23 protein-coding genes and 1 tRNA gene are annotated in these 23,857 nt (G+C 73.9%); 9 read left to right on the top strand and 15 right to left on the bottom strand.

Annotated features, from left to right (window positions below):
• Positions 1–142 precede the first annotated feature (142 nt).
• A tRNA-Thr gene (locus tag ACIQI7_RS36985) sits at positions 143–216 on the bottom strand.
• A 281-nt stretch (positions 217–497) separates the two neighbouring features.
• Between ACIQI7_RS36985 and ACIQI7_RS36980 the strand changes: the two genes are divergently transcribed.
• From ACIQI7_RS36980 to ACIQI7_RS36970, 3 genes are all read left to right on the top strand, one after another.
• A complete protein-coding gene (locus ACIQI7_RS36980; protein WP_387752818.1) occupies positions 498–1,589 on the top strand; it encodes an ABC transporter ATP-binding protein in 1,092 nt (363 codons plus the stop codon).
• 164 nt (positions 1,590–1,753) lie between these two features.
• Complete coding sequence (locus ACIQI7_RS36975) at positions 1,754–2,209, top strand: hypothetical protein (protein WP_401118710.1); 456 nt, start codon at positions 1,754–1,756, stop codon at positions 2,207–2,209.
• A gap of 161 nt (positions 2,210–2,370) precedes the next feature.
• Positions 2,371–3,174, top strand: a complete 804-nt coding sequence (locus tag ACIQI7_RS36970; protein WP_401118708.1) for an NDP-sugar synthase — start codon at positions 2,371–2,373, stop codon at positions 3,172–3,174.
• A gap of 127 nt (positions 3,175–3,301) precedes the next feature.
• Here ACIQI7_RS36970 and ACIQI7_RS36965 read toward each other — a convergent pair whose 3' ends face one another.
• From ACIQI7_RS36965 to ACIQI7_RS36935, 7 genes are all read right to left on the bottom strand, one after another.
• A complete protein-coding gene (locus ACIQI7_RS36965; protein ID WP_401118705.1) occupies positions 3,302–4,972 on the bottom strand; it encodes a DoxX family membrane protein in 1,671 nt (556 codons plus the stop codon).
• Positions 4,973–5,245: 273 nt separating this feature from the next.
• Entirely contained in the window at positions 5,246–6,238 is a 993-nt protein-coding gene (gene rlmB / locus ACIQI7_RS36960; protein ID WP_401118702.1) for a 23S rRNA (guanosine(2251)-2'-O)-methyltransferase RlmB, read from the bottom strand.
• A 137-nt stretch (positions 6,239–6,375) separates the two neighbouring features.
• Positions 6,376–7,770, bottom strand: a complete 1,395-nt coding sequence (gene cysS / locus ACIQI7_RS36955; RefSeq protein WP_401118699.1) for a cysteine--tRNA ligase — start codon at positions 7,768–7,770, stop codon at positions 6,376–6,378.
• A 97-nt stretch (positions 7,771–7,867) separates the two neighbouring features.
• Positions 7,868–8,260, bottom strand: coding sequence for a PPOX class F420-dependent oxidoreductase (locus ACIQI7_RS36950; RefSeq protein WP_387752802.1), 393 nt, complete (start codon positions 8,258–8,260; stop codon positions 7,868–7,870).
• Between the two features lie 143 nt (positions 8,261–8,403).
• Entirely contained in the window at positions 8,404–8,904 is a 501-nt protein-coding gene (gene ispF, locus ACIQI7_RS36945) for a 2-C-methyl-D-erythritol 2,4-cyclodiphosphate synthase (RefSeq protein ID WP_401118696.1), read from the bottom strand.
• Positions 8,894–9,649 (bottom strand): 2-C-methyl-D-erythritol 4-phosphate cytidylyltransferase, encoded by a 756-nt coding sequence (gene ispD, locus ACIQI7_RS36940; RefSeq protein ID WP_387753189.1) that lies wholly within the window; start codon positions 9,647–9,649, stop codon positions 8,894–8,896. Before ispD ends, ispF begins: the two co-directional genes overlap by 11 nt.
• Positions 9,650–9,946: 297 nt before the next feature.
• Entirely contained in the window at positions 9,947–10,429 is a 483-nt protein-coding gene (locus tag ACIQI7_RS36935; RefSeq protein WP_014136563.1) for a CarD family transcriptional regulator, read from the bottom strand.
• 440 nt (positions 10,430–10,869) lie between these two features.
• On the opposite strand from ACIQI7_RS36935, the gene ACIQI7_RS36930 reads away from it, so the two are divergent.
• Positions 10,870–11,511 (top strand): DUF461 domain-containing protein, encoded by a 642-nt coding sequence (locus ACIQI7_RS36930; RefSeq protein WP_401118694.1) that lies wholly within the window; start codon positions 10,870–10,872, stop codon positions 11,509–11,511.
• Positions 11,512–11,611: 100 nt separating this feature from the next.
• Here ACIQI7_RS36930 and ACIQI7_RS36925 read toward each other — a convergent pair whose 3' ends face one another.
• Together ACIQI7_RS36925 and ACIQI7_RS36920 are read right to left on the bottom strand one after the other, a co-directional pair.
• The gene (locus tag ACIQI7_RS36925) at positions 11,612–12,307 is read right to left on the bottom strand and encodes a response regulator transcription factor (protein ID WP_031069385.1); all 696 of its coding nucleotides are present in this window, start codon (positions 12,305–12,307) and stop codon (positions 11,612–11,614) included.
• A gap of 2 nt (positions 12,308–12,309) precedes the next feature.
• Positions 12,310–13,719, bottom strand: coding sequence for a sensor histidine kinase (locus ACIQI7_RS36920; RefSeq protein WP_401118691.1), 1,410 nt, complete (start codon positions 13,717–13,719; stop codon positions 12,310–12,312).
• Between the two features lie 306 nt (positions 13,720–14,025).
• On the opposite strand from ACIQI7_RS36920, the gene phoU reads away from it, so the two are divergent.
• Together phoU and ACIQI7_RS36910 are read left to right on the top strand one after the other, a co-directional pair.
• On the top strand, positions 14,026–14,715 hold the full coding sequence (phoU, locus tag ACIQI7_RS36915; RefSeq protein WP_401118689.1) for a phosphate signaling complex protein PhoU: 690 nt from the start codon (positions 14,026–14,028) through the stop codon (positions 14,713–14,715).
• A 184-nt stretch (positions 14,716–14,899) separates the two neighbouring features.
• Positions 14,900–15,079, top strand: a complete 180-nt coding sequence (locus ACIQI7_RS36910) for a hypothetical protein (RefSeq protein WP_387752789.1) — start codon at positions 14,900–14,902, stop codon at positions 15,077–15,079.
• A gap of 73 nt (positions 15,080–15,152) precedes the next feature.
• On the opposite strand, the gene ACIQI7_RS36905 is transcribed toward ACIQI7_RS36910, so the two are convergent.
• A complete protein-coding gene (locus ACIQI7_RS36905; RefSeq protein ID WP_387752786.1) occupies positions 15,153–15,749 on the bottom strand; it encodes a lytic polysaccharide monooxygenase in 597 nt (198 codons plus the stop codon).
• 271 nt (positions 15,750–16,020) lie between these two features.
• Entirely contained in the window at positions 16,021–16,779 is a 759-nt protein-coding gene (locus ACIQI7_RS36900) for a phosphoglyceromutase (protein ID WP_387752783.1), read from the bottom strand.
• 175 nt (positions 16,780–16,954) lie between these two features.
• Here ACIQI7_RS36900 and ACIQI7_RS36895 point away from each other — a divergent pair, with 175 nt between their 5' ends.
• Positions 16,955–18,256: an MDR family MFS transporter gene (locus ACIQI7_RS36895; protein WP_401118684.1), complete on the top strand. Its 1,302-nt coding sequence runs from the start codon at positions 16,955–16,957 to the stop codon at positions 18,254–18,256.
• Between the two features lie 9 nt (positions 18,257–18,265).
• On the opposite strand, the gene ACIQI7_RS36890 is transcribed toward ACIQI7_RS36895, so the two are convergent.
• Entirely contained in the window at positions 18,266–18,838 is a 573-nt protein-coding gene (locus ACIQI7_RS36890) for a YbjN domain-containing protein (protein ID WP_401118682.1), read from the bottom strand.
• 54 nt (positions 18,839–18,892) lie between these two features.
• Positions 18,893–20,263 carry a D-inositol-3-phosphate glycosyltransferase gene (gene mshA, locus ACIQI7_RS36885; RefSeq protein WP_401118776.1) on the bottom strand — a complete coding sequence of 457 codons (1,371 nt, stop codon included), beginning with the start codon at positions 20,261–20,263 and terminating at the stop codon, positions 18,893–18,895.
• Between the two features lie 214 nt (positions 20,264–20,477).
• Here mshA and ACIQI7_RS36880 point away from each other — a divergent pair, with 214 nt between their 5' ends.
• Entirely contained in the window at positions 20,478–21,311 is an 834-nt protein-coding gene (locus ACIQI7_RS36880) for a class I SAM-dependent methyltransferase (RefSeq protein ID WP_401118680.1), read from the top strand.
• A 188-nt stretch (positions 21,312–21,499) separates the two neighbouring features.
• Here the strand turns inward: ACIQI7_RS36880 and ACIQI7_RS36875 are convergent, their stop codons facing one another.
• The gene (locus ACIQI7_RS36875; protein ID WP_387753184.1) at positions 21,500–22,060 is read right to left on the bottom strand and encodes an O-acetyl-ADP-ribose deacetylase; all 561 of its coding nucleotides are present in this window, start codon (positions 22,058–22,060) and stop codon (positions 21,500–21,502) included.
• Between the two features lie 237 nt (positions 22,061–22,297).
• On the opposite strand from ACIQI7_RS36875, the gene ACIQI7_RS36870 reads away from it, so the two are divergent.
• Entirely contained in the window at positions 22,298–23,794 is a 1,497-nt protein-coding gene (locus tag ACIQI7_RS36870; protein ID WP_401118677.1) for a PP2C family protein-serine/threonine phosphatase, read from the top strand.
• The last annotated feature ends 63 nt before the right edge of the window (positions 23,795–23,857 follow it).

The raw sequence follows: 23,857 nt of genomic DNA, 5'->3' as shown, positions 1-23,857 counted from the left end.
GCCCAGTCCACTGTGAACACCCAGCTCACCGGGCCATCCGCTCACGCATCGCTCACGCAAAACGGCCTCGGACGAGAAGTCCGAGGCCGACGATAAGGCCCCCAGAAGGCCAAACCTGCAGCTCATCCGGGGTGGAACCCAGAGCCCCCTGTCGGGTTCGAACCGACGACCCCCGCTTTACAAGAGCGGTGCTCTGGCCAGCTGAGCTAAGGAGGCACGGTGGCCGTCCGCGATGGATCACGGCGGCACCGGGGGGCAGTCTACCGGGCCCGGGTGGCGAGGTGGGGGGATATCCGGGGGTTGGTGGGGCGGGTGGGCGTGATGGAACCGATGCCGAAATCGGGTGGGGTGGGGGCTGACAAGCGGCGGGAGCGCAGGTAGCGTCGCCGGGAGCCGGTTCGTTCAGTGGTCCAGACCACTGGTGGCCGGCGGAGTACATCGGACCCCTTTACTCGGATCGTCCGGCACGTTCCTGCCGGTGAAGGAGAGCAACGACCATGGCTTCTGTCACGTACGACAAGGCGACCCGCGTCTACCCCGGGGCGGACAAGCCCTCGGTGGACGCGCTGGACCTGGAGATCGCGGACGGCGAGTTCCTCGTGCTGGTCGGCCCCTCGGGCTGCGGCAAGTCGACCAGCCTGCGCATGCTGGCCGGTCTGGAGGACGTCAACACCGGGGCGATCCGGATCGGCGACCGCGACGTCACCCACCTGCCGCCGAAGGACCGGGACATCGCCATGGTGTTCCAGAACTACGCGCTCTACCCGCACATGACCGTCGCCGACAACATGGGCTTCGCGCTCAAGATCGCCGGCGTGAACAAGGCGGAGATCCGTACCAAGGTCGAGGAGGCCGCGAAGATCCTCGACCTCACCGCGCTGCTGGACCGCAAGCCGAAGGCGCTCTCCGGCGGTCAGCGCCAGCGCGTCGCGATGGGCCGCGCGATCGTCCGTCAGCCGCAGGTCTTCCTGATGGACGAGCCGCTGTCGAACCTGGACGCCAAGCTCCGCGTCTCGACCCGCACCCAGATCGCCGGCCTCCAGCGCCGCCTGGGCATCACCACGGTGTACGTCACCCACGACCAGACCGAGGCGCTCACCATGGGCGACCGGGTCGCGGTGCTCAAGGACGGGCTGCTCCAGCAGGTCGACACCCCGCGCACCATGTACGACAAGCCCGCCAACCTCTTCGTGGCCGGCTTCATCGGCTCGCCGGCCATGAACCTGGTCGAGGTGCCGCTGGTGGACGGCGGCGTGAAGTTCGGCGGCTCGGTCGTCAACATCTCCCGCGAGGACCTGGCCGGCGCCGGCACCGACAAGACGGTGACCGTCGGCGTGCGCCCCGAGCACTTCGAGATCGTCCCGTCGGGCGGCATCGAGGGCGTCGCGGTGACCGTCAACGTGGTCGAGGAGCTCGGCTCGGACGGCTTCGTCTACGGCACCACCCAGATCGGCGGCCAGGACCACGACCTGGTCGTCCGCGTGCCCGGCCGCCAGATCCCGGCCCGCGGCGAGACCATCCACGTCGTGCCGATCGCCAACGAGACCCACGTCTTCTCCACCAGCTCCGGCCTGCGCCTGAGCAACTGACGCGGCCTCCGCGCGACACCGGAGCCCGTCGGACCCCCGCGGTCCGGCGGGCTCCGTCCGTACACCCCCGCGTCAACCCGGCAAGGGGACAAAACCGGACACCGCGTCACTCGATGGTGTAACGGAGGGCGATCCGGCCCGCACTCACCGCTACTCTCCTGAGGGTGAAGCAGCTAGTGCGCCGTATCGGCCAGACCGTCGCCCTGACCCTGCCGGTCGTCCTGGTGACCACCGGCACCCTCGCCGTGACCCGGGTCCCGTGGGCCCCGCCGACCGGGCTCGACCAGCAGGTCGTGGCGGCCTCCAGCGGCGACGGCGCCGGGATCGGGCGTTCCAACAACGCGGCCGGCGCCGCGGCCAAGGGCTCGGACGGGCTCGCCCCGCAGGAGTCGCTGCGGGTGGCGCTGCTCGACGAGCTGCGCGCGAAGAACCCCTCCGCCGCGCTGGACCTGCTGGAGCGCTCGATGCGCGAGCAGCCGTCGCTGACGCCCTACTGCACCTCGCTGGCCGGTGAGCTGGGCAGGGCGGCGGTGCGCAAGTACCAGGGCGACGTCCAGCGGGCCCGCTCCTTCGCCCGCCCGGTCTGCGACGGGTCGTTCGCGGCCGGCGTCGTCGGCTGAGGAGCCGGAGAGGCCCTGAGGCAGGCCGGAGACGGTCGGAGACGGCTGAGGAAGGCCGGAGACGGCCGGGGAGTCGGGAGGGCCGCGGCCCCTGAGCGGGCGGCGGCGACGGACGCCCCCGAGGCGGCGGACGCCCTCGTCCGCCGCCTTATTGTTCAGGCATGACCGCTGACTCCGGCCCCGCCGCCGACCTCCCGTCCGCCGCCCCGCACCCCCGGCCCCGCCCGCCGCGGCCGACCACGACGCCCGTCACCCAGGCCGTCATCCTGGCCGGCGGTCAGGGCTCCCGGCTGCGCCCCTACACGGACGACCGCCCCAAGCCGCTGGTCGAGATCCCCGGGACGGGCACGCCGATCCTCGGCCACCAGCTGGCCTGGCTGGCCGAGGAGGGCGTCACCGACGCCGTGGTCTCCTGCGGGCACCTCGCCGGCGTGCTGGAGGAGTGGCTGGACGAGGCGGACCTGCCGCTGCGGGTGCGCACGGTGGTCGAGGCGGAGCCGCTCGGACGCGGCGGCGGGCTCAAGTACGCGGCCAAGGCGCTGCCCCGCCCGGACGAGCCCTGGTACGCCACCAACGGCGACATCTGGACCCGCTTCAGCCTGCGCGAGATGGCCGCCTTCCACCACGAGCGGGACGCCGTCGCGACGCTCGCGCTGGCCCGGCCGCGGATCCCCTGGGGCGCGGTGGAGACCGACCAGTTCGGCAACGTGCTGGACTTCATCGAGGCCCCGCCCTCGCCCTTCCTGATCAACGCCGGCCTGTACGTGTTCAGCCCGGAGTTCGCCGGGCTGCTGCCGGACGCGGGCGACCACGAGCGCACCACCTTCCCCCAACTCGCCCGCGGCAAGCGGCTGGCGGGCTACCAGCTGCCGCAGGGCGTGTACTGGCGGGCCATCGACACCGCCAAGGACCTCACCGAGGCCGCCAAGGAGCTCGCCTCCGGCGCGGGCCGGGCGCCCCGGTAACCGGCCCACCGGCGACGGGCGACGGGCGACGGGCGACCGGCGACCGGCGACCGGCCCACCGCACGCGGACGCACGTCGGCCGGGTGCTCCCCCACGGAGCACCCGGCCGATCGTCGCCCCCGGGGCCTCAGGTCGCGGTCGGCGCCCCCGGGTGGGTGGCCCGGCCGCCGGACAGGTCGGTCAGCGGCGCGCTGCCCAGCACCCCGCCGAGCAGTCCGCCCGAGGTGGGGCTGGACTTGGGCGCCGACCCCGCGCCGCCGGCCGCCGGGGTGCTGCGCGACGCGGGGGCGGTGCCGCCCGAGCCGCCGGACGGCGCGGACGCGGCCGGGGAGGCGCCCGACCCGGCCTCCGCCTTGGCCGAGTGCCCCTTGCCGCTCGGCGTCGGGGTGGCCGGCTTGGCGGACGGCGTGGTGGACGGGGCGGGCGCGCTCGGCGTCGGGGTGGCCGGGCGCGGGGTGGCGGGCGGGGGCGTGGTGGACGTGCCCTTGCCGCCGGGGGCGCCCGACGGGCTGCCGGACGGCCAGACCGGGGTGCCGTAGTCGGTGGCGGGGCGGTCCGGCGCCTGGTGCGCCCGGGCACCGGTGCGGACGGCGGCGCCGAGCATCGAGCCGAGCAGCAGGGTCAGGCCGACCACGACGGTGGTGACGACGGTGCCGCGGCGCAGCACCCGGCGGCGCAGCGCCCCGGGCGCGTCGGCGCCGAACCGGCGCCAGGCCTCCAGGCTGAGCCGCCCGTCCAGCGAGGCGAACGGCGCCCCGGCGATCAGCAGCGGGCTCCACGCCGCGAGGAAGATCAGGTCCGGGGTGTCGTAGACCGGGACGGCCCGCCAGCTGACGGTGAACAGCAGCGCGGCGGAGAGCGCCATCGCCGCGCCGGCGGCGAACCGCTGCCAGAGGCCGAGGACGGTCAGCACGCCGACCACGATCTGGGTGAACGACACCACCAGGCCGGCGCCCACCGGGTGCGCCATGGCGAAGGCCAGCAGCGGTTCGGCGACCTTCCAGGGGTGCAGCGAGGAGAGCCAGCGCATCATCGAGCCGCGCTCGCCGCCGTCGAAGTACACCGGGTCGCAGAGCTTGCTGAACCCGGCGTAGACCGAGAGCGAGCCGAGGACGGCGCGCAGCGGCAGCAGCACCAGGCCGAGGTCGACCCGGCGGCCCGGGTACCAGGGCTGCTTGCCCTCGGCGTCGACGGCGGAGACCTCGGGCAGCTCGCCGCTCGGGGTCCAGCCGTGCGGCTCGCCGACCGGGCCGACGCCCGCGTCGGTGGCGGTGCCGGCGCCCTCGCGGGGCTGGCGCGGCAGGACCCGGGCACCCGCGAGGGACGGGAGCAGCTGGGTGTCCGCGTCGACCAGGCGGACGCCGCCGGCCGGGGTGCCGCCCTGGCGCACCGCCTCCAGCAGCTGGGTGGCCGCGAGGTCCCCGGGGGGTGCCTGGCCGGTCCAGGTGACGGCGGTGACCCGGCCCTTGCGGCGCGGTGCGCCGCCGGCCCCGGCCCCGACCCCGGCCAGCACCGGGACGGTGGAGGCCGGCACGACGACCTGCGGGGTGACCAGCGGACGACGGATCAGGCCCTGGTAGGCGTACGGGTCGCCGAACGCGGCACCGGTGGACAGCAGTCCGGCCGGGGCCTCGATCAGCGGCGCCACCGGGGCGCCGAGCCGGAGCCGGAAGCTCGCCTGGGTGCTGCTGAGCCGCGAAGGGTCCGACTCCACCTTGACGGTGTTGAGGCCGGGGCCCGCGTCTATCCCGGTGCTGCCGTCGCCGAACAGGGGGCGCCGAGGTGTTCTGGTGTCCACGCCCGTCTAACCGGGTGACCGCCGCTTTGGACACTCTCCCGGGTGGATGTCCGGCGCACCATTGAAGTGATCATGAAAAAAGCGATCGGGCCCGGTCGGGCCCGATCGCCTTCCACTCGGATTGCGGGGAATTCAGGAGATCGCCTGCGCTCCGCGCCCCGCCCGTGCTCAGCGCCCCGGCCGTGCTCAGCGCACGGCCGGTCCCAGGGCACCCCGAAGCGCCCGGCCGGTCCCAGCGGCGTCCGGCAGGACCCGGCCGTGCTCCGCGGAACCTCAGCGCTTGGCGCGCAGCCGAGCGGCCTCGTACAGCACGATGCCCGCCGCGACACCGGCGTTCAGCGACTCGGTCAGGCCGGACATCGGGATCCGGACCCGCATGTCGCAGGTCTCCGAGACCAGCCGGGACAGGCCCTTGCCCTCGCTGCCCGCGACGATCACCACCGGGCCGGTCAGCAGCTCCAGGTCGCCGATCTCGGCCTCGCCGTCGGCGGCCAGGCCGACCACCATCAGGCCGGCCTTCTGGTAGGCCTCCAGGGTGCGGGTCATGTTGGTGGCCCGGGCGACGGGCAGCCGGGCCGCGGCGCCGGAGGAGGTCTTCCAGGCACCGGCGGTCATGCCGGCCGCGCGGCGCTCGGGGATGACCACGCCGTGCGCGCCGAAGGCGGCGGCGGAGCGGACCACGGCGCCCAGGTTGCGCGAGTCGGTCACGCCGTCCAGCGCGATGATCAGCGCGTCCTGGCCGGCGTCGGAGGCCTCCTCCAGGAGGTCCTCGGGGTGCGCGTACTCGTACGGCGGCACCTGGAGCACCAGGCCCTGGTGGTTCATCCCGCCGGTCATCTGGTCCAGCTGGGCCCGGGGGGCTTCCATCAGCGGGATGCCGCGGTCGTTGGCGGCCTGGAAGGCGTCGCGGACGCGGTCGTCGGTGTCGATGAACTGCTGGACGTACAGCGCGTTGGCCGGCACGTCGCCCTGCAGGGCCTCGACCACCGAGTTGCGGCCGAAGACCAGTTCGGCGCTGCCCGCGCCGCCGCGGCCGCCACGACCGCCGCCGCCGGCCCGGCGCATGCCGGCCCGGGCCTTGGCGTCCCGCTCGCGCTTGAGCGCGGCGTTGGCGGCGCGCTGCTTGGGGTGGCCCTTGCGCTCGGCGCCGGGCGGGGTCGGGCCCTTGCCCTGGAGGGCCTTCCGGCTGTGCCCGCCGGTACCGACAGACGCGCCCTTCTTCGATCCGGGGTTGCGGCGGTTCCTGCGCTGGCTGTTGCCGGCCATGGCTGTACTTCCTGTCTGTCCGGCATGCCCCGGCCGTCCCGGTCTGCCCGGTGGCGGCCGACGGCATGCGCTACGTCATGCGGGAGGGCCGCACCGGTCCGGTACGGCCCACCCATCACCCCGATCGTCGGATGGGGTTACTGGCTGTTGATCGTCCAGCGCGGGCCGGACGGGGTGTCCTCGATCGCCAGCCCGGCCAGGCCGAGCTGGTCGCGGATGGCATCCGCGGTGGCGAAGTCCTTGCGCTCGCGCGCCGCCTGCCGCTGGTCCAGGACCAGGCGGACCAGCGAGTCGACCACGCCGTGGAGGTCCTCGCCGCGCTCCGTCCCGGCCCAGTGCGGGTCGAGCGGGTCGAGTCCCAGTACACCGAGCATCGCACGGACCTCGGCCAGTCGCGCCACCACGCTCTCCTTGTCGTCCGCGTTCAGGGCGCTGTTGCCCTGGCGGACGGCGGTGTGCACGACGGCCAGCGCCTGCGGCACACCGAAGTCGTCGTCCATCGCCTCGGCGAAGGCCGGCGGCACCTCGGGCGCCGCGTCGACCGAGCCGCAGCGCTCGACGGCGCGCTGGACGAAGCCCTCGATCCGGCCGAAGCCGGCCTCGGCCTCGCGCAGCGACTCCTCGCTGTACTCGATCATCGAGCGGTAGTGCGGGGCGGCCAGGTAGTAGCGGAGCACGATCGGCCGCCACGCCCGGACCATCTCGGAGACCAGCACCGAGTTGCCCAGCGACTTGCTCATCTTCTCGCCGGCCATGGTGACCCAGGCGTTGTGCACCCAGAAGTTGGCGAAGTCGTCGCCGTAGGCCTTGGACTGGGCGATCTCGTTCTCGTGGTGCGGGAAGATCAGGTCCAGCCCGCCGCCGTGGATGTCGAAGGCCGTGCCCAGGTACTTGTGGGCCATCGCCGAGCACTCCAGGTGCCAGCCCGGACGGCCGCGGCCCCACGGGGTCTCCCAGCTCGGCTCGCCCGGCTTGGCGGCCTTCCACATCGCGAAGTCGCGCTGGTCCCGCTTGCCGGTCTCGCCCTCGCCCTCCGGCTGGCGCAGGTCGTCCAGCTTCTGGTTGGAGAGCGCCAGGTAGTCGGGGTACGACCGCACGTCGAAGTAGACGTTGCCGTCGGCCGCGTAGGCGTGGCCCTCCTCGATGAGCCCCCGCATCATCTCGATCATCTCGGGGATGTGCCCGGTGGCCCGCGGTTCGACGGTCGGCCGCAGGCAGCCGAGGGCGTCGTAGCCGTCGTTGAAGGCGCGCTCGTTCTCGTAGGCGATCTGCCACCACGGCGTGCCGAGCTCGCGCTCCTTGGCGATGATCTTGTCGTCGATGTCGGTGACGTTGCGGGCGAAGGTCACCTGGTAGCCGCGGTAGGCGAACCACCGCTGCATGAGGTCGAAGTTGAGGTACGACCGGATGTGCCCGATGTGTGGCGCCGACTGGACGGTAGCGCCGCACAGGTAGATCGAGACACAACCCGGTACAAGCGGGACGAAGTCGCGTACCTGGCGGGTGCTGGTGTCGTACAGACGAATGCTCACAGCGTCAAGCGTAGTGGGCACCGGGGGGTGCCCCGCCACATTCCCCGGGACAACGGGGGCGCGGTCCCGGGGAAACGGTGCGGCGCGGGCGGCTGGATCAGATGTTGCCGACCACCTTGCGCGGGGAGATCCGGACGACCACCCGGACGTCCTCCGGGCCGTCCCAGCCGTAGTCCTTGCCCATGTACTTGTGGGACAGCTCGTCGATCAGCTCCCGCCCGCCCTCGGTGGTCAGCGTGGCCTCGCCGCGCGCCTCGAAGTACTCGTACGGGTTGTCCTTCGAGTTGATGACCAGCGACACCCGGGGGTCCCTGACCAGGTTGAGGTGCTTGCGGCGGCCCTGGACGGTGGAGAACAGGATGTCGTCGCCGTCCCGCTTGACCCAGACCACCGAAGCCTGCGGGCTCCCGTCGGGCTGGATCGTGGAGACCACGGCGAAGCTCTTGCTGTCGAGCAGATCCTTGACCTTGTCGGCGAGTTCGACACCCATCGGAAACCTCTTCTCGTCGCGGCGCGCGGCCCGAGCGGAAGCCCCGCACGGGCCCGAGTCGAACACTAGCGACTCGGGCCCCGGGGACACCCGGTGAACACCCGTCAGGCGCGGGATCTTCCGGCCCGCTCACCGCGCACGGCTCAACGCCGCTCGTACACCAGCGCGGTGGCGATGGCGGCCAGGCCCTCGGCCCGGCCGGTCAGCCCCAGCCCGTCGGTGGTGGTGCCGGAGACGGACACCGGGGCGCCGGCCGCCCCGGACAGCGCGGCCTGCGCCTCGGCCCGGCGCTTGCCGATCTTCGGCCGTACGCCGATCACCTGGACCGCGACGTTGCCGATCTCGAAGCCGGCCTCGCGGACCAGCCGGGCCGCCTCGCCGAGCAGCTTCACCCCGGACGCGCCGGCCCACTCCGGGCGGTCGGTGCCGAAGTGGGCGCCCAGGTCGCCGATCCCGGCGGCCGAGAACAGCGCGTCGCAGGCGGCGTGCGCGGCGACGTCGGCGTCCGAGTGGCCGGAGAGCCCGACCTCGGCGTCCGGCCACTCCAGCCCGGCCACCCAGAGCGGGCGGCCGGCCTCGAAGGCGTGCACGTCGGTGCCGATCCCGATCCGGGGGATCACGGGGATCTGCGGGTCAGTAGGCATCGGCGGCCCTCCGGCGGGCGAGTACGGCCTCGGCGAGCACGAGGTCCAGTGGACGGGTGACCTTGAACGCCTCCTCGTGGCCGGGCACCACGACGACCCGGCCGCCGTAGCGCTCGACCAGGCCCGCGTCGTCGGTGACCGGCGGCGCGTCGGCGGTGCCCGCGCCCTCCTCGGCCAGCGCCTTGGCGTGCACCTCGACCAGGGCGGCGCGGTCGAAGCCCTGCGGGGTCTGCACCGCGCGCAGGGTGGCGCGCTCGGGCGTGTCGAGCACCGGCTCGGGGCCGCCCGGGTTCGGCTCGACCCGCTTCACCGTGTCGGCCAGCGGCACCGCCGGCACCACGGCCCGCGCCCCGGCCCGGACGGCGGCCGCGACGGCGTCCACCACCTCGACCGGGACCAGCGGACGGGCCGCGTCGTGCACCAGCACGATCCCGACCTCGTCCGGGATGGCGGCCAGGCCGAGCCGGACCGACTCCTGGCGGGTCGCCCCGCCGGCCACCACGCGGATGTCCTTGCCGTCCAGCCCGTGGCTGTCCAGCAGGGCGACCACCTCGGCCACCCCGTCGGCGGGTGCGGCGACCACGACCAGGCCGACCGCCCGGCTGCGGGCCAGGGCCCGGACGGCGTGCACCAGGAGCGGCACGCCCCCCAGTTCCCGCAGGGCCTTCGGGGCTCCGGGCCCCAGCCGCTCACCGCGTCCGGCGGCGGGCACCACTGCTGCTGCGACTGCTCCTGACGCGTTCAGGTTTCACTCCTTCGGCGAAGTGGGTATGGCCATGGCGTGCCCGGCGGGCGCACCGGGCCCCTTCCGAAGAACCACGGTCCACCGCCCGCCGCACAGCTCCGCGAACTCCGCACGACAGCGGGTGCAGAAACGGTCTGGTCGGCCTCGGTCGGCCGGAGCGGGTGGCGTGGTCCGGACATGCCTCAGCGCCCGACGTGCCACTGCACCACTCCCGGACGGTCCGTCCGAGGAGTGGCGCGCCGGCACCGGGCGCTGTGAGCGTTGGGCGGCAGCCCGACCGCACTGCGGTGGCGTGCGCTACGAGGCGAGGACCTCGTCGAGCAGCGTCTCCGCCTTGTCCTCGTTGGTGTTCTCCGCCAGCGCGAGTTCGCTGACGAGGATCTGGCGCGCCTTCGCGAGCATCCGCTTCTCACCGGCCGAGAGGCCGCGCTCGCGCTCGCGGCGCCAGAGGTCGCGGACGACCTCGGCGACCTTGATGACGTCGCCGGAGGCGAGCTTCTCCAGGTTCGCCTTGTAGCGACGGGACCAGTTGGTCGGCTCTTCCGTGTACGGTGCCCGCAGCACCTCGAAGACCCGGTCCAGACCCTCCTGGCCGACTACATCGCGCACACCGACGAACTCCGCGTTCTCGGCGGGCACGCGGAGCGTCAGGTCTCCCTGCTGCACCTTGAGCACCAGGTAGGTCTTGTCCACACCTTTGATCTGGCGAGTTTCGATGGCCTCGATCAGCGCGGCCCCGTGATGGGGGTAGACCACCGTGTCGCCAACCTTGAACGTCATGTGACAGGACCCCTTCCGTGGCTTTCCAGAATAACACGCTTCTCGGCCCACCCGAAGGGCGTTTTCGCAGGTCAGGGCCGGTCTCGGGGCTTGACAAGGACCCCCATGACGTGCTGCGACCGGTGTTCGAGAGGGGCTTCCCGCAGGTCGGAGGCGGTTCCGGGGTTCGGCGAAACCCTTGCGCAACACCCCCGCAACCATGATTGGATCTTGAGCTTTCACCCCTTTCCGGGTCGCGGCGCAATCGTTATTCGATCTTGGTCGAACCTTGTCCGCCGAGTGACCCGGACGTGTCGGACGCGGCGCCGGAGGTACCGCCGGACGGCCCTCGACGGCCCCCGGGAGTGCGACACGGGGACCACCCCGTGAGGAGCGCATAAGCGAGGTCGATAATCTGAGACCTGACCGACCGACACGTGACCTAGGGAGAAGCCGCCGCCGTGAGCCGCAGCCTTCGACGCGGCAGCATCGCCGCCATCGCCGCCATCGCCATCGCCTCGCTGTCCTCCTGCGCCGCCGGCAACACGCCGGACACCCTGCAGATCAAGCCCGACAACGCTGCGGCGACCCTCGGCACGAACATCCGGCTGAACAACATCGTGGTCGTCACCGAGGAGGGCGCCGCGGGCGACCACACCGGTGCCGCCAACGTGGTCGTGAACATCGCGAACTCCGCGGACACCGCGACCGAGCTCCAGTCCGTCACCGTCGGCGGTGCCGCCGCGACCTTCAAGGACGCCGCCGGCGCCCCGCTGTCCAGCATCGTCGTCCCGGCCGGCGGGTCGGTGGTGATCGGCGGCCAGGACAACCCGTCCGCCTACGTCGCCTCGGCGACCGTCCACGTCGGCGGCTTCGTCCCGACCGTCTTCACCTTCAAGGACGGTCAGAAGGTCGAGACCCAGGCCGGCGTCAGCCCGGACTCGGGCGAGCACGGCCGCGGCCTCTACAAGGGCTTCGGGCCCACCTCGTCCCCGACCGCCACCCCCTCCAAGTCCGCCACCCCGGGTGCCACCGCCCCGGCCACCGGCGCCGCCACCCCCACCGGCACGGCCACCACCCCGGCCGCCCCGGCCGCGCACTGACGCCCCACCCCGCCGCCGGGCGGGCCCGCCCGGGCCCGCCGGAGCGACGCGAAGGCCCCCTCCGGCTGCCGGAGGGGGCCTTCCGCGTGGTCGGGGCGGTTTACGGCTCGAACTTGTAGCCCAGGCCGCGGACCGTGACGAGGTAGCGCGGCGCGCCCGGGTCCGGCTCGATCTTGGCCCGCAGGCGCTTCACGTGGACGTCCAGGGTCTTGGTGTCGCCGACGTAGTCGGCGCCCCACACCCGGTCGATCAACTGCATCCGGGTGAGCACCCGGCCCGCGTTGCGCAGCAGCATCTCCAGCAGGTCGAACTCCTTGAGCGGCAGGTCGACCTTGGCGCCGTCCACGGTCACCACGTGGCGGTCCACGTCCATCCGGACCGGGCCCGCCTCCAGGGCGCCCGGGCCGCCGCCGTTGTCGCCCGCGCCGCCGTCCTCGCCGCGGCGGCGCAGCACCGCGCGGATCCGCGCGACCAGCTCGCGGGTGGAGTACGGCTTGGTGACGTAGTCGTCAGCGCCTATCTCCAGGCCGACGACCTTGTCGATCTCGCTGTCCTTGGCGGTCACCATGATCACCGGGACGTTGGAGCGCACCCGGAGCTGGCGGCAGACCTCGGTGCCGGGCAGGCCCGGCAGCATCAGGTCGAGCAGGACGAGGTCGGCGCCGTTGCGTTCGAACTGCTCCAGGGCGTCCGGGCCGGTGGCGGCGACGGCCACCTCGAAGCCCTCCTTGCGGAGCATGTACGAGAGGGCGTCGCTGAACGACTCCTCGTCCTCTACCACCAGTACTCGGGTCACGATCAGGCCTCCGGGGCAAACTGCGGGGTTGTGTCTGACAGGTGTTGTTCCCGCTCCCCGGCGGGGAGCGGACGGGCCGTACGGTCCGTGATGAGGGTTCTGGGTGCGGCGGCGGGTCCGGCGGGGTCGCCGTCCGGCCCGTGGTCCGGCCCGTGGTCGGGCCCGTCGTCGAATCCGTCGTCGGGCCCGTCCTCCGCGGGCTCCTGCCCGGCGGGCAGGCGCACGGTGAAGGTCGAACCCTGGCCCTCGACGCTCCACACCGAGACGGTGCCGCCGTGCGAGGCCGCGACGTGCTTGACGATGGACAGGCCCAGGCCGGTGCCGCCGGTCGCCCGGGAGCGGGCGGGGTCGACGCGGTAGAACCGCTCGAAGACCCGCTCGCGGTCCTTCTCGGAGATGCCGATGCCCTGGTCGGTGACCGAGATCTCGATGAGCTCGCCGTCCGCCTCCCCGAGCGCCGCGGCGCTGGAGATCCGGCGGGTGGCGATGGCCACCCTGGTGCGGGGCGGGCTGTAGTTGACGGCGTTCTCGACCAGGTTGCCGAGCGCGGCGGCGAGCTGGCCTCGGTTGCCGTGCAGGTAGAGGCCGGCGATGCCGCCCGCCGCGATCAGGATCTGCTTGGCGGCGGCCTGCTGGCGGCAGCGGTCGATCGCCTCGGCGATCAGCTCGTCCACCGCGACCGGCTCCGGATCGACCATCAGCCGGTCGTCCTGGACCCGGGACAGGTCGATGATCTCCTGGACCAGGCTGGCCAGCCGGGCCGCCTCGACCTGCATCCGGCCGGCGAAGCGCTGCACCGCCTCCGGGTCGTCGGACGCGTCGACGACCGCCTCGGAGAGCAGCGACAGGGCGCCGACCGGGGTCTTGAGCTCATGGCTGACGTTGGCCACGAAGTCCCGGCGGACGGCCTCCACCCGGCGCCGCTCGGTCTGGTCCTCGACCAGCACCAGCACCAGCCGGGAGCCCAGCGGGGCCACCCGGACGGAGACCGCGAGCGGCTCCGCCGCGCGGGCCGCGCCCGGCCGGGGCACCTCCAGCTCGACCTGGCGGATCTCGCCGTCCCGGCGGGTGGAGCGGGCCAGCGCGAGCATCTGGTCCACGGCGACCGCGCCGCCGCGCACCAGGCCCATCGCGTACGCCGCCGAGCTGGCCTTGACCACCTCGTCGCCCTCGCCCAGCACGATCGCGCAGGAGCGGAGCACGGAGAGCACGGTGTCGACCCCGGGCGGCAGCGGCGGCTCGGGGTTGCCGGTGCCGAGCGACTGGTGCCGGCCTGGGTTCCTGCCGCCGGTTCCGCCGTACCTGCCCTTGGCCTGCTCGCGCTCGCTCCAGCGGAAGGCGATGGAGGCGGTGAGGCCGACGCCGAGCCCGGCTATGGCACAGGCAGCGGCGGCGGCCACGTTCACGTCCATGTGGCCAGCGTAAGCGCACGGCCAGGGCACTCCCCAAGCGTTGGATCAAGGCATCGACCACGCGTTGCCGAGAATTCACCTTCAGGAAGCCGCCGATTCACCGTGGCGGCCGTGCACCGTCGCCCTGACGGCCGAAAGTTGGCCAGGCAGCCCGTGTGGGAGAGATCGGTGCGCCGAACAGCGGCCACCGGCTCGGGTGTGCGCGTACGATGCGCGCCACCAGCAGCGGTCACCCGGACACCGGAACGACGGTCGGACGGGCTGACCGGTCGGCACCGCCACCGACACAGCTACTGAGGAGAGAACATGCGCGACGCGTACCACGAGGAACTCGATGCGATCGGCGACAGCCTGGTCGAGATGGCCCGGCTGGTCGGCTCTGCCCTGGGCCGCGCCACCACCGCCCTCCTCGACGCGGACCTGGCGCTGGCGGAGAGCGTGATCGCCGCCGACGAGAAGATCAACGAGCTGCACCACGAGCTGGAGAACCGGGCCATCGACCTGCTGGCCCGCCAGCAGCCGGTCGCCACGGACCTGCGCATCGTCGTCACCTCGCTGCGGATGAGCGCCGACCTGGAGCGCTGCGGCGACCTGGCGCGGCACGTCGCCAAGGTCGCGCGGATGCGCTACCCCGACACCGCCGTGCCGCGCGACCTGCACTCCACCGTCCTGGAGATGGGCCAGCTCGCCCAGCGCCTGGTGGCCAAGGCCGGTCTGGTCATCGCCACCAAGGACGTCGACAAGGCGCTGGAGATGGAGCAGGACGACGACGCGATCGACACCCTGCACCGCGAGCTGCTGTCGCACCTGATCGACGAGCGCTGGCACCACGGCATCGAGACCGCCGTCGACATCACCCTGGTCGGCCGCTACTACGAGCGCTTCGCGGACCACGCGGTGTCGGTCGCCAAGCGCGTGGTGTACCTGGTGACGGGCGAGCACGTGGCCGAGTTCGTGGCCGCCGCCGAGGCCGCCGAGGCCTCGCCGGTCGACTGACCGCCGCGGGCCGGACCGCCGGTCCGGCCCGCCCCGAGGGGTGGGTAAACCTGTGACGAGGGTGGTGCGGGCGCACGGACTGCCGTGCGCTCCACCACTGCGCGCCCGTTGACGCCGCTCCGTCCGGCGGTTTCACTCGACAGTGGGGGCACAGGACTGTGCCCGTCACTAGGAGGGAAGCTCGATGAAGGCCAACCCGACCCGACCGGCGACCGCCCACGACACCGTCGAGCCGCCCGCCCCGAAGTTCCTCCCCGTCGTCGCGGCCGGTTGCGGCTGCGGCCCCGGCTGCGGCTGCGGCTGCCAGTCCGGCGCGCCCTGCCAGTGCGGCGGCGCGGACGGCGGCTGCTGCGGCGGCCACTGAGCGGGCCGTCGTCCGCCGGGTTCCGAGGTGCACGGCCGGCCACGGCCGTGCACCTCGCGCGTTGCCGCCGGTGTCAGAACCGGACGTCGGAGCAGGAGTAGAAGGCGTTCGGGGTGTCGGAGATCGTCCAGACCGCGACGACCACCTGGTGGCCGGTCCGGCCGCTCGGCATGGTCGCGGTGTGGCTGAGCGTGCTCGGCACCTGCTTGCCGCCGTACGGGACGGTCAGGAAGGGCGTCAGCTCCAGGTTGGCCCGGGTGACCGGCTGGCTCGCGTCGTAGCCCGGCTTGGTCAGGTAGTACCGGAAGTCGGTGGTCGCGTGCCGGGCGGTGAACGTCCAGGTGAAGGTGAGCGGGCGGCCCGCCGTCACCGGCGTGGTCGGCCAGGCGCCCCCGTGCGGGTCGTCCAGCTCGGCGAAGCGCGAGTTGCCGCCGGCGCAGATGGTGCCGTCCGAGGGGCCGAGGGCCGGGAAGCCCTTGCCGCCCTCGACGCTCTGCGGCTCCCACTGGATGGCGCCGCAGTCCCACGGCACCGCGTCCACGTGGCTGTCGCAGAGCGCGGCCCGGCTGGGCGGGGTCGAGATCCAGCCGTGGGACGAGGCCGGGAAGGCGAGGGTCAGCGGGATCGCCAGCGCGGCGACGGCCGCCCCGACGATGTGGCGTGTGCGCATGGTGCTCCTCCGTGGGGGTGGATGGAGTGTGCGCCGGGGGCGCAGACGCGCGCGTAGGGGTGCGGCGGCCCGGACGGGGAGTTCCTGGCATGCCTGCGCCGGTCCGGTGCCCTCACGGTAGGAGCCGCCGCCTGGACCGTCAATGGTCTGAACCATTTTCCGGCTACCCAACTCCCCTACCGGGCAAGCGGGTTGGTCCGGAACCGGCCGGAAACGAACGAAGGCCCCACCCCCGGTCCAACCGGGCGGCGGGGCCTCTGCGCTCCTGGGCCTACTTCTTGCCCTGGTTCTTGACGGCCTCGATGGCGGCCGCGGCGGCGTCCGGGTCGAGGTAGCGGCCGCCCTGGACGACGGGCTTGAAGTCGGCGTCCAGCTCGTACACCAGCGGGATGCCGGTCGGGATGTTCAGGCCGGCGATGGCCTCGTCGGAGATGCCGTCGAGGTGCTTGACCAGCGCGCGCAGGCTGTTGCCGTGGGCGGTGACCAGGACGGTCTTGCCGGCGGCGAGGTCCGGGACGATGGCGTCGTACCAGTACGGGAGCATCCGCTCGACGACGTCCTTCAGGCACTCGGTGCGCGGACGCAGCTCGCTCGGGATGTCGGCGTAGCGGGCGTCGCCGGCCTGCGAGTACTCGGCGTCGTCGGCCAGCACCGGCGGCGGGGTGTCGTACGAGCGGCGCCACAGCTGGAACTGCTCCTCGCCGAACTCGGCCAGGGTCTGGGCCTTGTCCTTGCCCTGGAGCGCGCCGTAGTGGCGCTCGTTCAGCCGCCAGCTGCGGCTGACCGGGATCCAGTGCCGGTCGGCCTTGTCCAGGGCGATCTGCGAGGTGCGGATGGCGCGGCGCAGCAGCGAGGTGTGCAGCACGTCAGGGAGCAGACCCTCGGCGGCCAGGAGCTCGCCGCCGCGGGCGGCCTCCTTCTCGCCCTTCTCGTTGAGGTCGACATCGACCCAACCGGTGAACAGGTTCTTCTGGTTCCACTGGCTCTCGCCGTGGCGGAGCAGGATGAGTCGGTACGTCGTGTCAGCCATGGCCCCAGCTTAGTGGGGGGCGGGAAAACCCCTGGTGGGGACCTTCGCCCTCTGGGTAATGTGTGCCGCGCGAATCTGCCACTTACACGCGTCGGCTGACCGGGCCTGCCGTACCGCTCGGCGGACGCCTGCCCTCAGGAGCCCCCACATGCTCGTCACCGCCCGGTTCCGAAGAATGGTCCAGGAAACGGCGGGCGGGCTGCCGCGCCAGTTCTGGTGGCTCTGGGTCTCCACCCTCGTCAACCGGCTCGGTGCCTTCGTGGTCACCTTCCTGGCGCTCTACCTCACCAGCAGCCGCGGGTACTCGGCCACCTACGCGGGCCTGGTCGCCGCCCTGTTCGGCCTCGGCTCGGCGGTCTCCTCGATCATCGCCGGGGTGCTCACCGACCGGGTCGGGCGCCGTCCGACCCTGCTCGCCGCCCAGCTCGGCACCGCCCTGTTCACCGCCGTGCTCGGCTTCACGGACGGCCGGGTGGCGATCGCCGTGGTGGCCTTCCTGGTGGGGTTCTGCAACAACGCCACCCGGCCGGCCATCTCGGCGATCATCGCGGACATCGTCCCGGCCGCCGACCGGGTCCGCGCCTACTCGCTGAACTTCTGGGCGATCAACCTGGGGTTCGGCCTCTCCTCGGCCGTCGCGGGTCTGATCGCCACCCACGGCTACCTGACGCTCTTCCTGCTGGACGCCCTCTCCACGGTGCTCTGCGCGGTGGTGATCTTCATCAGGATCCCGGAGACCAGGCCCGACGCCCCGGCGGGCGCGAAGGCCGACGAGCCGGCGGTCGGTCTCGGCACCGTGTTCCGGGACAGCCGCTTCATGGCCGTGGTCGGCCTCACCCTGCTGCTCGCCCTGGTGCTGCAGCAGGGAGCCACCACCCTCGCGGTCGACATGGGCCGCCGGGGGATCACGTCCTCCGAGTACGGCCTGGTCATCGGCCTGAACGGGCTGCTGATCGTGCTGCTGCAGATCCCGCTCACCCGGTGGGTCGAGAACCGCAGCCGCTCGGCCATGCTGGCGGCGGCCGCGCTGTTCATCGGCTGGGGGTTCGGGGTGACGGCCCTGGCCGGATCGTCCGCGTGGTTCTACGCCTTCACCGTGACGGTCTGGACGATCGGGGAGATCCTCTACACCCCGACCCTGATGGGTCTGATCGCCGAGCTGTCGCCGACCCACGCCCGCGGGCGCTACCAGGGCGTCTACTCGCTGTCCTGGTCGCTCGCCTCGTTCCTCGGCCCGGCCGTGGGCGGCGTGCTGCTGGAGCGGGCCGGCAGCGTGGTGCTGTGGGGCGCGTGCGGGGTCTGCGGCACGGTCGCCGCGATCGGCTACGTGCTGCTGGGCGGGCGGACCGGCGCCGCGAAGGGCACCGGGTCCGGCGAGGTCGTGGCGGTTCCGGCGCCCGCGGCGGAGGCCCTCGCGGAGCCGAAGCCCGTCGCGGAGCCGGTCGCGCGGCCCGCGAAGGCGCCGACGGGCGCCTGACCGGACGAGTCAGCCGACGTCGGGGGCTTCCGGGGTTCCCGAGGTGTCCCGGGTGTCCCGGGCGCCCGCAGGCGGGGCCTCCGGCGCGGCCAGGTGGGCGAAGGCGGCCAGGTTGCGGGTGGACTCCCCGCGCTTGGTCCGCCATTCCCACTCGCGCCGGATCGCCGTGGCGAAGCCCAGCTCCAGCAGGGTGTTGAACGGCTCGTCCGCGTTCTCCAGCACCGTCCCGAGCAGCCGGTCCACGGACTGCGGGGTGAGCGCCTCGAGCGGCAGCCGGCCGGCCAGGTAGACGTCGCCGAGCGCGTCGACCGCGTACCCGACGCCGTACATCCGGGTGTTGCGCTCCAGCAGCCAGCGGTAGACGGCCTCGTGGTTCTCGTCCGGACGGCGGATCACGAAGGCGTTCACCGACAGGGTGTGGTCGCCGACCCGCAGGGCGCAGGCGGTGCTCAGCTTCCGGGTGCCCGGGAGGGCCGCCACCAGCGTGTACGGGTCGGCGGCGGCCGGCTCCCAGGCCACCCCGGCGTCGTCCAGGGCGGTGCGCAGGAGGGTCAGGGCCTCGTCCTTGGTGCGGATTGCCATGGGGGTGACGTTACTCGCCGGTACCGGGCGGGCGCAGCCCGAGCCGCCCGGCGCTCAGGCCAGTCGGCGGCGGGCCGCGGCCAGCCGGCCGGCCGGGCGGGCCATGCTGCCGGCGTACACCTCGGCGGTGGTCGCCGCGGCGGTGTCCCAGCCGAAGCGGGCCGCGTGCCGGGCCGCCGCCTCGCCGCGCCGGGCGACCATGGCCCGGTCGGTGGCGTACGGCTCCAGCGCGTACGACCAGTCCACCGGGTCGTGGCCCGGCACCAGGGTGCCGGTCTCGCCGTCCCGCACCGCGACCGGCAGGCCGCCGACCGCGGCCGCCACCACCGGGGTGCCGCAGGCCTGCGCCTCCAGCGCGACCAGCCCGAAGGACTCGCTGTACGAGGGCATCACCAGCGCCGTCGCCGCCCGGTACCAGTCCGCGAGCTGCGGTTGGCCGACCGGCGGGTGGAACCGCACCACGTCGCAGATGCCCAGCTGGGCGGCGAGCTTGTGCAGGCTCTCCGGCCGGGCCAGCCCGGTGCCGGACGGCCCGCCGACCACCGGCACCACCAGGTTCTCGCGTAGCTCGGGGCGGCGGTCCAGCAGCGCGGCGACCGCCCGGAGCAGCACGTCCGGGGCCTTCAGCGGCTGGATCCGGCCGGCGAACAGCAGCACCGCGGCGTCCTGCGGCAGGCCCAGCCGGGCGCGCGCGGCCGCCGACGCCGACGGGGCGCCGGGGCGGAAGACGTCCAGGTTGACCCCGGGGTGGACGACGGCCAGCTGGTCCGGCCGGGCGGCGTAGTGCAGCGCCAGCTCGGCGGCCTCCTCGGTGGTGTTGGCGATCAGCCGGTCGGCCGCCTCCACCACCTGGGTCTCCCCGATCACCCGGGCCGCGGGCTCGGGCGTGTCGCCCTCGGCCAGCGCGGCGTTCTTGACCTTCGCCATGGTGTGCATGGTGTGCACCAGCGGCACCCCCCAGCGCTGCGCGGCCAGCCAGCCGACCTGCCCGGAGAGCCAGTAGTGCGAGTGCACCAGGTCGTAGTGGCCGGGGCGGTGGCCCGCCTCCGTCCGCAGCACCGCGTGGGTGAAGGCGCACAGCTGGGCCGGCAGGTCCTCCTTCACCAGGCCCTCGTACGGCCCGGCGGTGACGTGGCGCACCAGCACGCCCGGTGCCAGCTCGACCGTCGGCGCGTCATCCGAGCTGATCGACCGGGTGAACACCTCGACCTCGATGTCGAGGTCGGCCAGGCGCTTGGCCAGCTCGACGATGTACACGTTCATCCCGCCGGCGTCACCGGTGCCGGGCTGGTGCAGCGGCGAGGTGTGGACGCTCAGCATCGCGATCCGGCGCGGGCGACGGCGGCCGGGGACGAGCGACTGGAGCCGGCCGCGCGCGGGGGCGGCGGGCTGGACACGGCGTACCGAACGGACGGGGTGCTGGATCACCTGGCTGAAGCCTCCTCTGTGCGGCCCGTCGAGGCGGTCCGTCCGGGCCGCCCGTTGTCCGGTGTGCGCTGCCCCGTCCGGGCACACATCACCACCAGTGTGCCAACCACACGGACCGCGTCCGGCATTCCCGCCCCGCCCCCCGGCCCGAGCGGCCGCCGTCGTCCCAGGTCAGCGCGGTGCCGCCGAAGGTCCGACTACCCTTCTGGGCATGGCTGCCTCCTTCGACCCCGCTCCCGCCGCGCCCGCCCGCGGACGGACCGGGCGCCCGGTGGGGACGGTCACCCGGGGCACCACCAACACCAACCGGCTGCGCCGGATGGACCGCTGGATCGCCCACGCCCTCGGCCGTGCGCTGCGCGCCGCCGAGCGCCCGCCGGTCGCGGTGGACCTCGGCTACGGCGCCGCGCCGTGGACCGCCGTCGAGCTGGCCGGGCGGCTGCGCACGGTGCGGCCGGACGTCCGGGTGGTCGGGATCGAGATCGAGCCGGAGCGGGTCGCCGCCGCGCTGCCGTACGCCGAGCCGCCGCTGCTCACCTTCCGGCGCGGCGGCTTCGAGGTTCCGCTGGACGGCGGCGCACCGGCCCAGCTGATCCGGGCGGCCAACGTGCTGCGGCAGTACGACGAGTCGGCGGTGGCCGGGGTGTGGGAGCGGCTGTGCGCGCGGCTCGCCCCGGACGGGCTGCTGGTCGAGGGCACCTGCGACGAGATCGGGCGGCGGCACGTCTGGGTCGCGCTCGGCCCGGAGGGGCCCCGGACGGTGACCTTCGCGGCCCGGCTGGGCGGCCTGGGCCAGCCCTCCGACCTGGCCGAGCGGCTGCCGAAGGCGCTGATCCACCACAACGTGCCGGGTCGGCCGGTGCACCGCTTCCTGACCGACTTCGACCGGGCCTGGGCGGCGGCCGCGCCGTACGGGGCGTTCGGGGCGCGGCAGCGCTGGGTGGCGGCCTGCACGGCGCTGGCGGGCAACTGGCCGCTGGTGGACGCGCGCGGGCGGTGGCGGCAGGGCGAGGTCACGGTGCCCTGGTCGGCGCTCGCCCCGTAGCGGGCACGGGAGCGCGGGGGCCGGTGCGCGCCGGAGCTGGTGAGCGACCCGATACATTCACTCGAACGAGTTATCGAATATCTCTGGCATGTTGACGCCCCGCACGCCACGATGGACCCGACCGAGCGGCGGCACCCCACACCGCCCGGCCCGCACCACGCCCCCCGCACCACGACCCCGCCGCGCCGTCAGCCGTCCCGCTCGGACAGCTCCCGCCAGGCCCGTTCGAACACCTCGTACATCTCCGACCCGAACAGCACGAACCGCACCTCCGTCAGCTCCGCGCCCGCCTCCGCGTCACCGCCGCCCAGCACCTCGGCGACGGTGCCCAGCGCGATCCGGGCCGCGTCCGCCGGCGGCCAGCCGTAGATCCCGGCCGACACCGCCGGGAAGGCCACCGTGCGCGCGCCGAGCTCCGCCGCGGTGCGCAGCGACTCGCGATAGCAGGAGGCCAGCAGCTCCGCCCGCTCCTCGTACTCCTCCGCCCGGTACACCGGCCCGACGGTGTGCACCACCCACCGGGCCGGCAGCCGTCCGGCGGCCGTCGCCACCGCCCGGCCGGTGGGCAGCCCCTTGCCCCAGTGCGAGGCGCGCAGGCGGCGGCACTCCTCCAGGATCCGCGGCCCGCCCTTGCGGTGGATCGCGCCGTCCACCCCGCCGCCGCCCAGCAGGGACGAGTTGGCGGCGTTCACCACCGCGTCCACCGCCTGTTCCGTGATGTCACCCTTCACCAGGGTGATCCGTGCCACCATCTCCCGTTCCTCCCCCGGGCCGCCCGGCAGCCGCCGGGACGGGAGCCGAGTCGTCGTCCGAGTCCAGACACCACACCGCCACCGGCGTGGCAATAACCACAACGGCGCCGGTCGGCCGGAGAAATCCCCGGAGATCACGTTATGGTCGCGAGAAGTTCCCCGACGCGCGGTGCCAGGCGGGCACTGCGGACGGACGTCGACCGTTACGCAGTCGGGGAAAGGGAGGAACGATCGATGCCCGCAACGGGAGACGGGCGGGCACCTGGTGCCGCGGACCTGCCGGGCGCCCACGACGGCGCCCGCGTCGGCCATGCCCGCAGCCACGCCACGACCGGACCGGCCACGGCGACTCCCCCGATACCCCACCCCCGCTCGCGGGCCGCGCACGCCTCCCACCCGTCCCACGTCCCCGACCCGTCCGGCCCTCCGGCGGCGGACGGGCCGGCCGACGGCGGGCCGCTGCGGCTGCTGGTCATCGAGGACGACGCCTCGGACGCCCAGCTGATCAAGGCCGCGGTGGCCGACAGCGGCGCCTCGATCGAGATCCACTGGGCCCGCGGCCTGGACCAGGCCACCGAACTGCTCGCCCCGCCCGCCCCCTGGGCCCGGCGCGGGCGCTCCCGCACCCCCGAGTTCGGCTGCGTGCTGCTCGACCTCGCCGCGCCCGCCGACCTGCCGCACCCCTCCGACGCCTCGGACGGGCTGGAGGGCCTGCACGAGCTGCTCCGCCGCGCCCCGCACACCCCGGTCGTGGTGCTCACCGACGCCGCCGGGGCCGAACTCGGCGCGGCCGCCGTCGCGGCCGGCGCCCAGGACTTCCTGCTCAAGCACGAGACGGACGGCCCGCTGCTCGCCCGCGCCCTGCGCTACGCCGTCGAGCGCAAGCGCGCCGACGAGTCCCAGCGGCGCCTGGTCGAGGCCGAGCTGCGCGGCCAGGAGAACGCCCGCCTCCAGCGCCACCTGCTGCCCACCCCGCTGCTCGACGGCGCCGGGCTCTCCTTCACCCGGCGCTACCGCCCCGGCCGCCGGCGCGCGCTGCTCGGCGGCGACTTCTACGACGCCGTGCGCACCGACGACGGCGCCGTCCACGTGGTGATCGGCGACGTCTGCGGCCACGGCCCGGACGAGGCCGCGCTCGGCGTGGCGCTCCGGATAGCGTGGCGCACCCTGGTCTTCGCCGGCCTCACCGGCGAGGCCCTGCTCACCACCCTCCAGCACGTGCTGGAGCACGAGCGGCGCAGCGACGAGATCTTCGCGACGCTCTGCATGCTGGTCATCGAGCCCGGCGGCACCGGCAGCGACCTCGACTCGCTCGGCGCCGGCGAGCGGGCCCGGCTCTACCTCGCCGGGCACCCGGCGCCGCTGCTGCTCGGCCGGGACCACGAGCCGGTCAGCCTGCCCGCCGACCTCGCCGGGCCCGCGCTCGGCCTGCTGCCGTGCCACGACGGACAGGCCGCCTGGCCCGCCCACGAGGTCGAACTGCGGCCCGGCTGGCGGCTGTTGCTCTACACCGACGGGCTGATCGAGGGCCGGGTCGGGGCCGGGTCCCGCCGGCTGGGCCAGGACGGGCTCGCGGACCTGGTCGGCGACCACCAGGCCGCCGGACTGACCAGGGGGCGGCTGGTCGACAGCGCCATCGCCGAGGTCGAGGAGCTGAACGGCGGTGCGCTGACCGACGACGTCGCGGTGCTGCTGCTGGAGCGCAACCCGGTGCAGCTGATCCTCGGCTGACGTCCCGACAGGCGGGCGGCCCGGGCAGGCGGGCGGCCCGGCGGGCGGGCGGTCCGGCAGCCG

The sequence above is a fragment of the Kitasatospora sp. NPDC092039 genome (assembly GCF_044756065.1).
Lineage (GTDB): Bacteria > Actinomycetota > Actinomycetes > Streptomycetales > Streptomycetaceae > Kitasatospora.
This window is presented reverse-complemented; position numbering and strand designations above follow the sequence as displayed.

Coding starts and splice junctions, on each gene's coding strand:
- ACIQI7_RS36980 (WP_387752818.1), top strand. CDS start 498: ATGGCTTCTGTCACGTACGACAAGGCGACCCGCGTCTACCCCGGGGCG.
- ACIQI7_RS36970 (WP_401118708.1), top strand. CDS start 2,371: ATGACCGCTGACTCCGGCCCCGCCGCCGACCTCCCGTCCGCCGCCCCG.
- rlmB (WP_401118702.1), bottom strand. CDS start 6,238: ATGGCCGGCAACAGCCAGCGCAGGAACCGCCGCAACCCCGGATCGAAG.
- ACIQI7_RS36950 (WP_387752802.1), bottom strand. CDS start 8,260: ATGGGTGTCGAACTCGCCGACAAGGTCAAGGATCTGCTCGACAGCAAG.
- ispF (WP_401118696.1), bottom strand. CDS start 8,904: ATGCCTACTGACCCGCAGATCCCCGTGATCCCCCGGATCGGGATCGGC.
- ACIQI7_RS36935 (WP_014136563.1), bottom strand. CDS start 10,429: ATGACGTTCAAGGTTGGCGACACGGTGGTCTACCCCCATCACGGGGCC.
- ACIQI7_RS36920 (WP_401118691.1), bottom strand. CDS start 13,719: ATGGACGTGAACGTGGCCGCCGCCGCTGCCTGTGCCATAGCCGGGCTC.
- phoU (WP_401118689.1), top strand. CDS start 14,026: ATGCGCGACGCGTACCACGAGGAACTCGATGCGATCGGCGACAGCCTG.
- ACIQI7_RS36910 (WP_387752789.1), top strand. CDS start 14,900: ATGAAGGCCAACCCGACCCGACCGGCGACCGCCCACGACACCGTCGAG.
- ACIQI7_RS36905 (WP_387752786.1), bottom strand. CDS start 15,749: ATGCGCACACGCCACATCGTCGGGGCGGCCGTCGCCGCGCTGGCGATC.
- ACIQI7_RS36900 (WP_387752783.1), bottom strand. CDS start 16,779: ATGGCTGACACGACGTACCGACTCATCCTGCTCCGCCACGGCGAGAGC.
- ACIQI7_RS36895 (WP_401118684.1), top strand. CDS start 16,955: ATGGTCCAGGAAACGGCGGGCGGGCTGCCGCGCCAGTTCTGGTGGCTC.
- ACIQI7_RS36890 (WP_401118682.1), bottom strand. CDS start 18,838: ATGGCAATCCGCACCAAGGACGAGGCCCTGACCCTCCTGCGCACCGCC.
- ACIQI7_RS36880 (WP_401118680.1), top strand. CDS start 20,478: ATGGCTGCCTCCTTCGACCCCGCTCCCGCCGCGCCCGCCCGCGGACGG.
- ACIQI7_RS36870 (WP_401118677.1), top strand. CDS start 22,298: ATGCCCGCAACGGGAGACGGGCGGGCACCTGGTGCCGCGGACCTGCCG.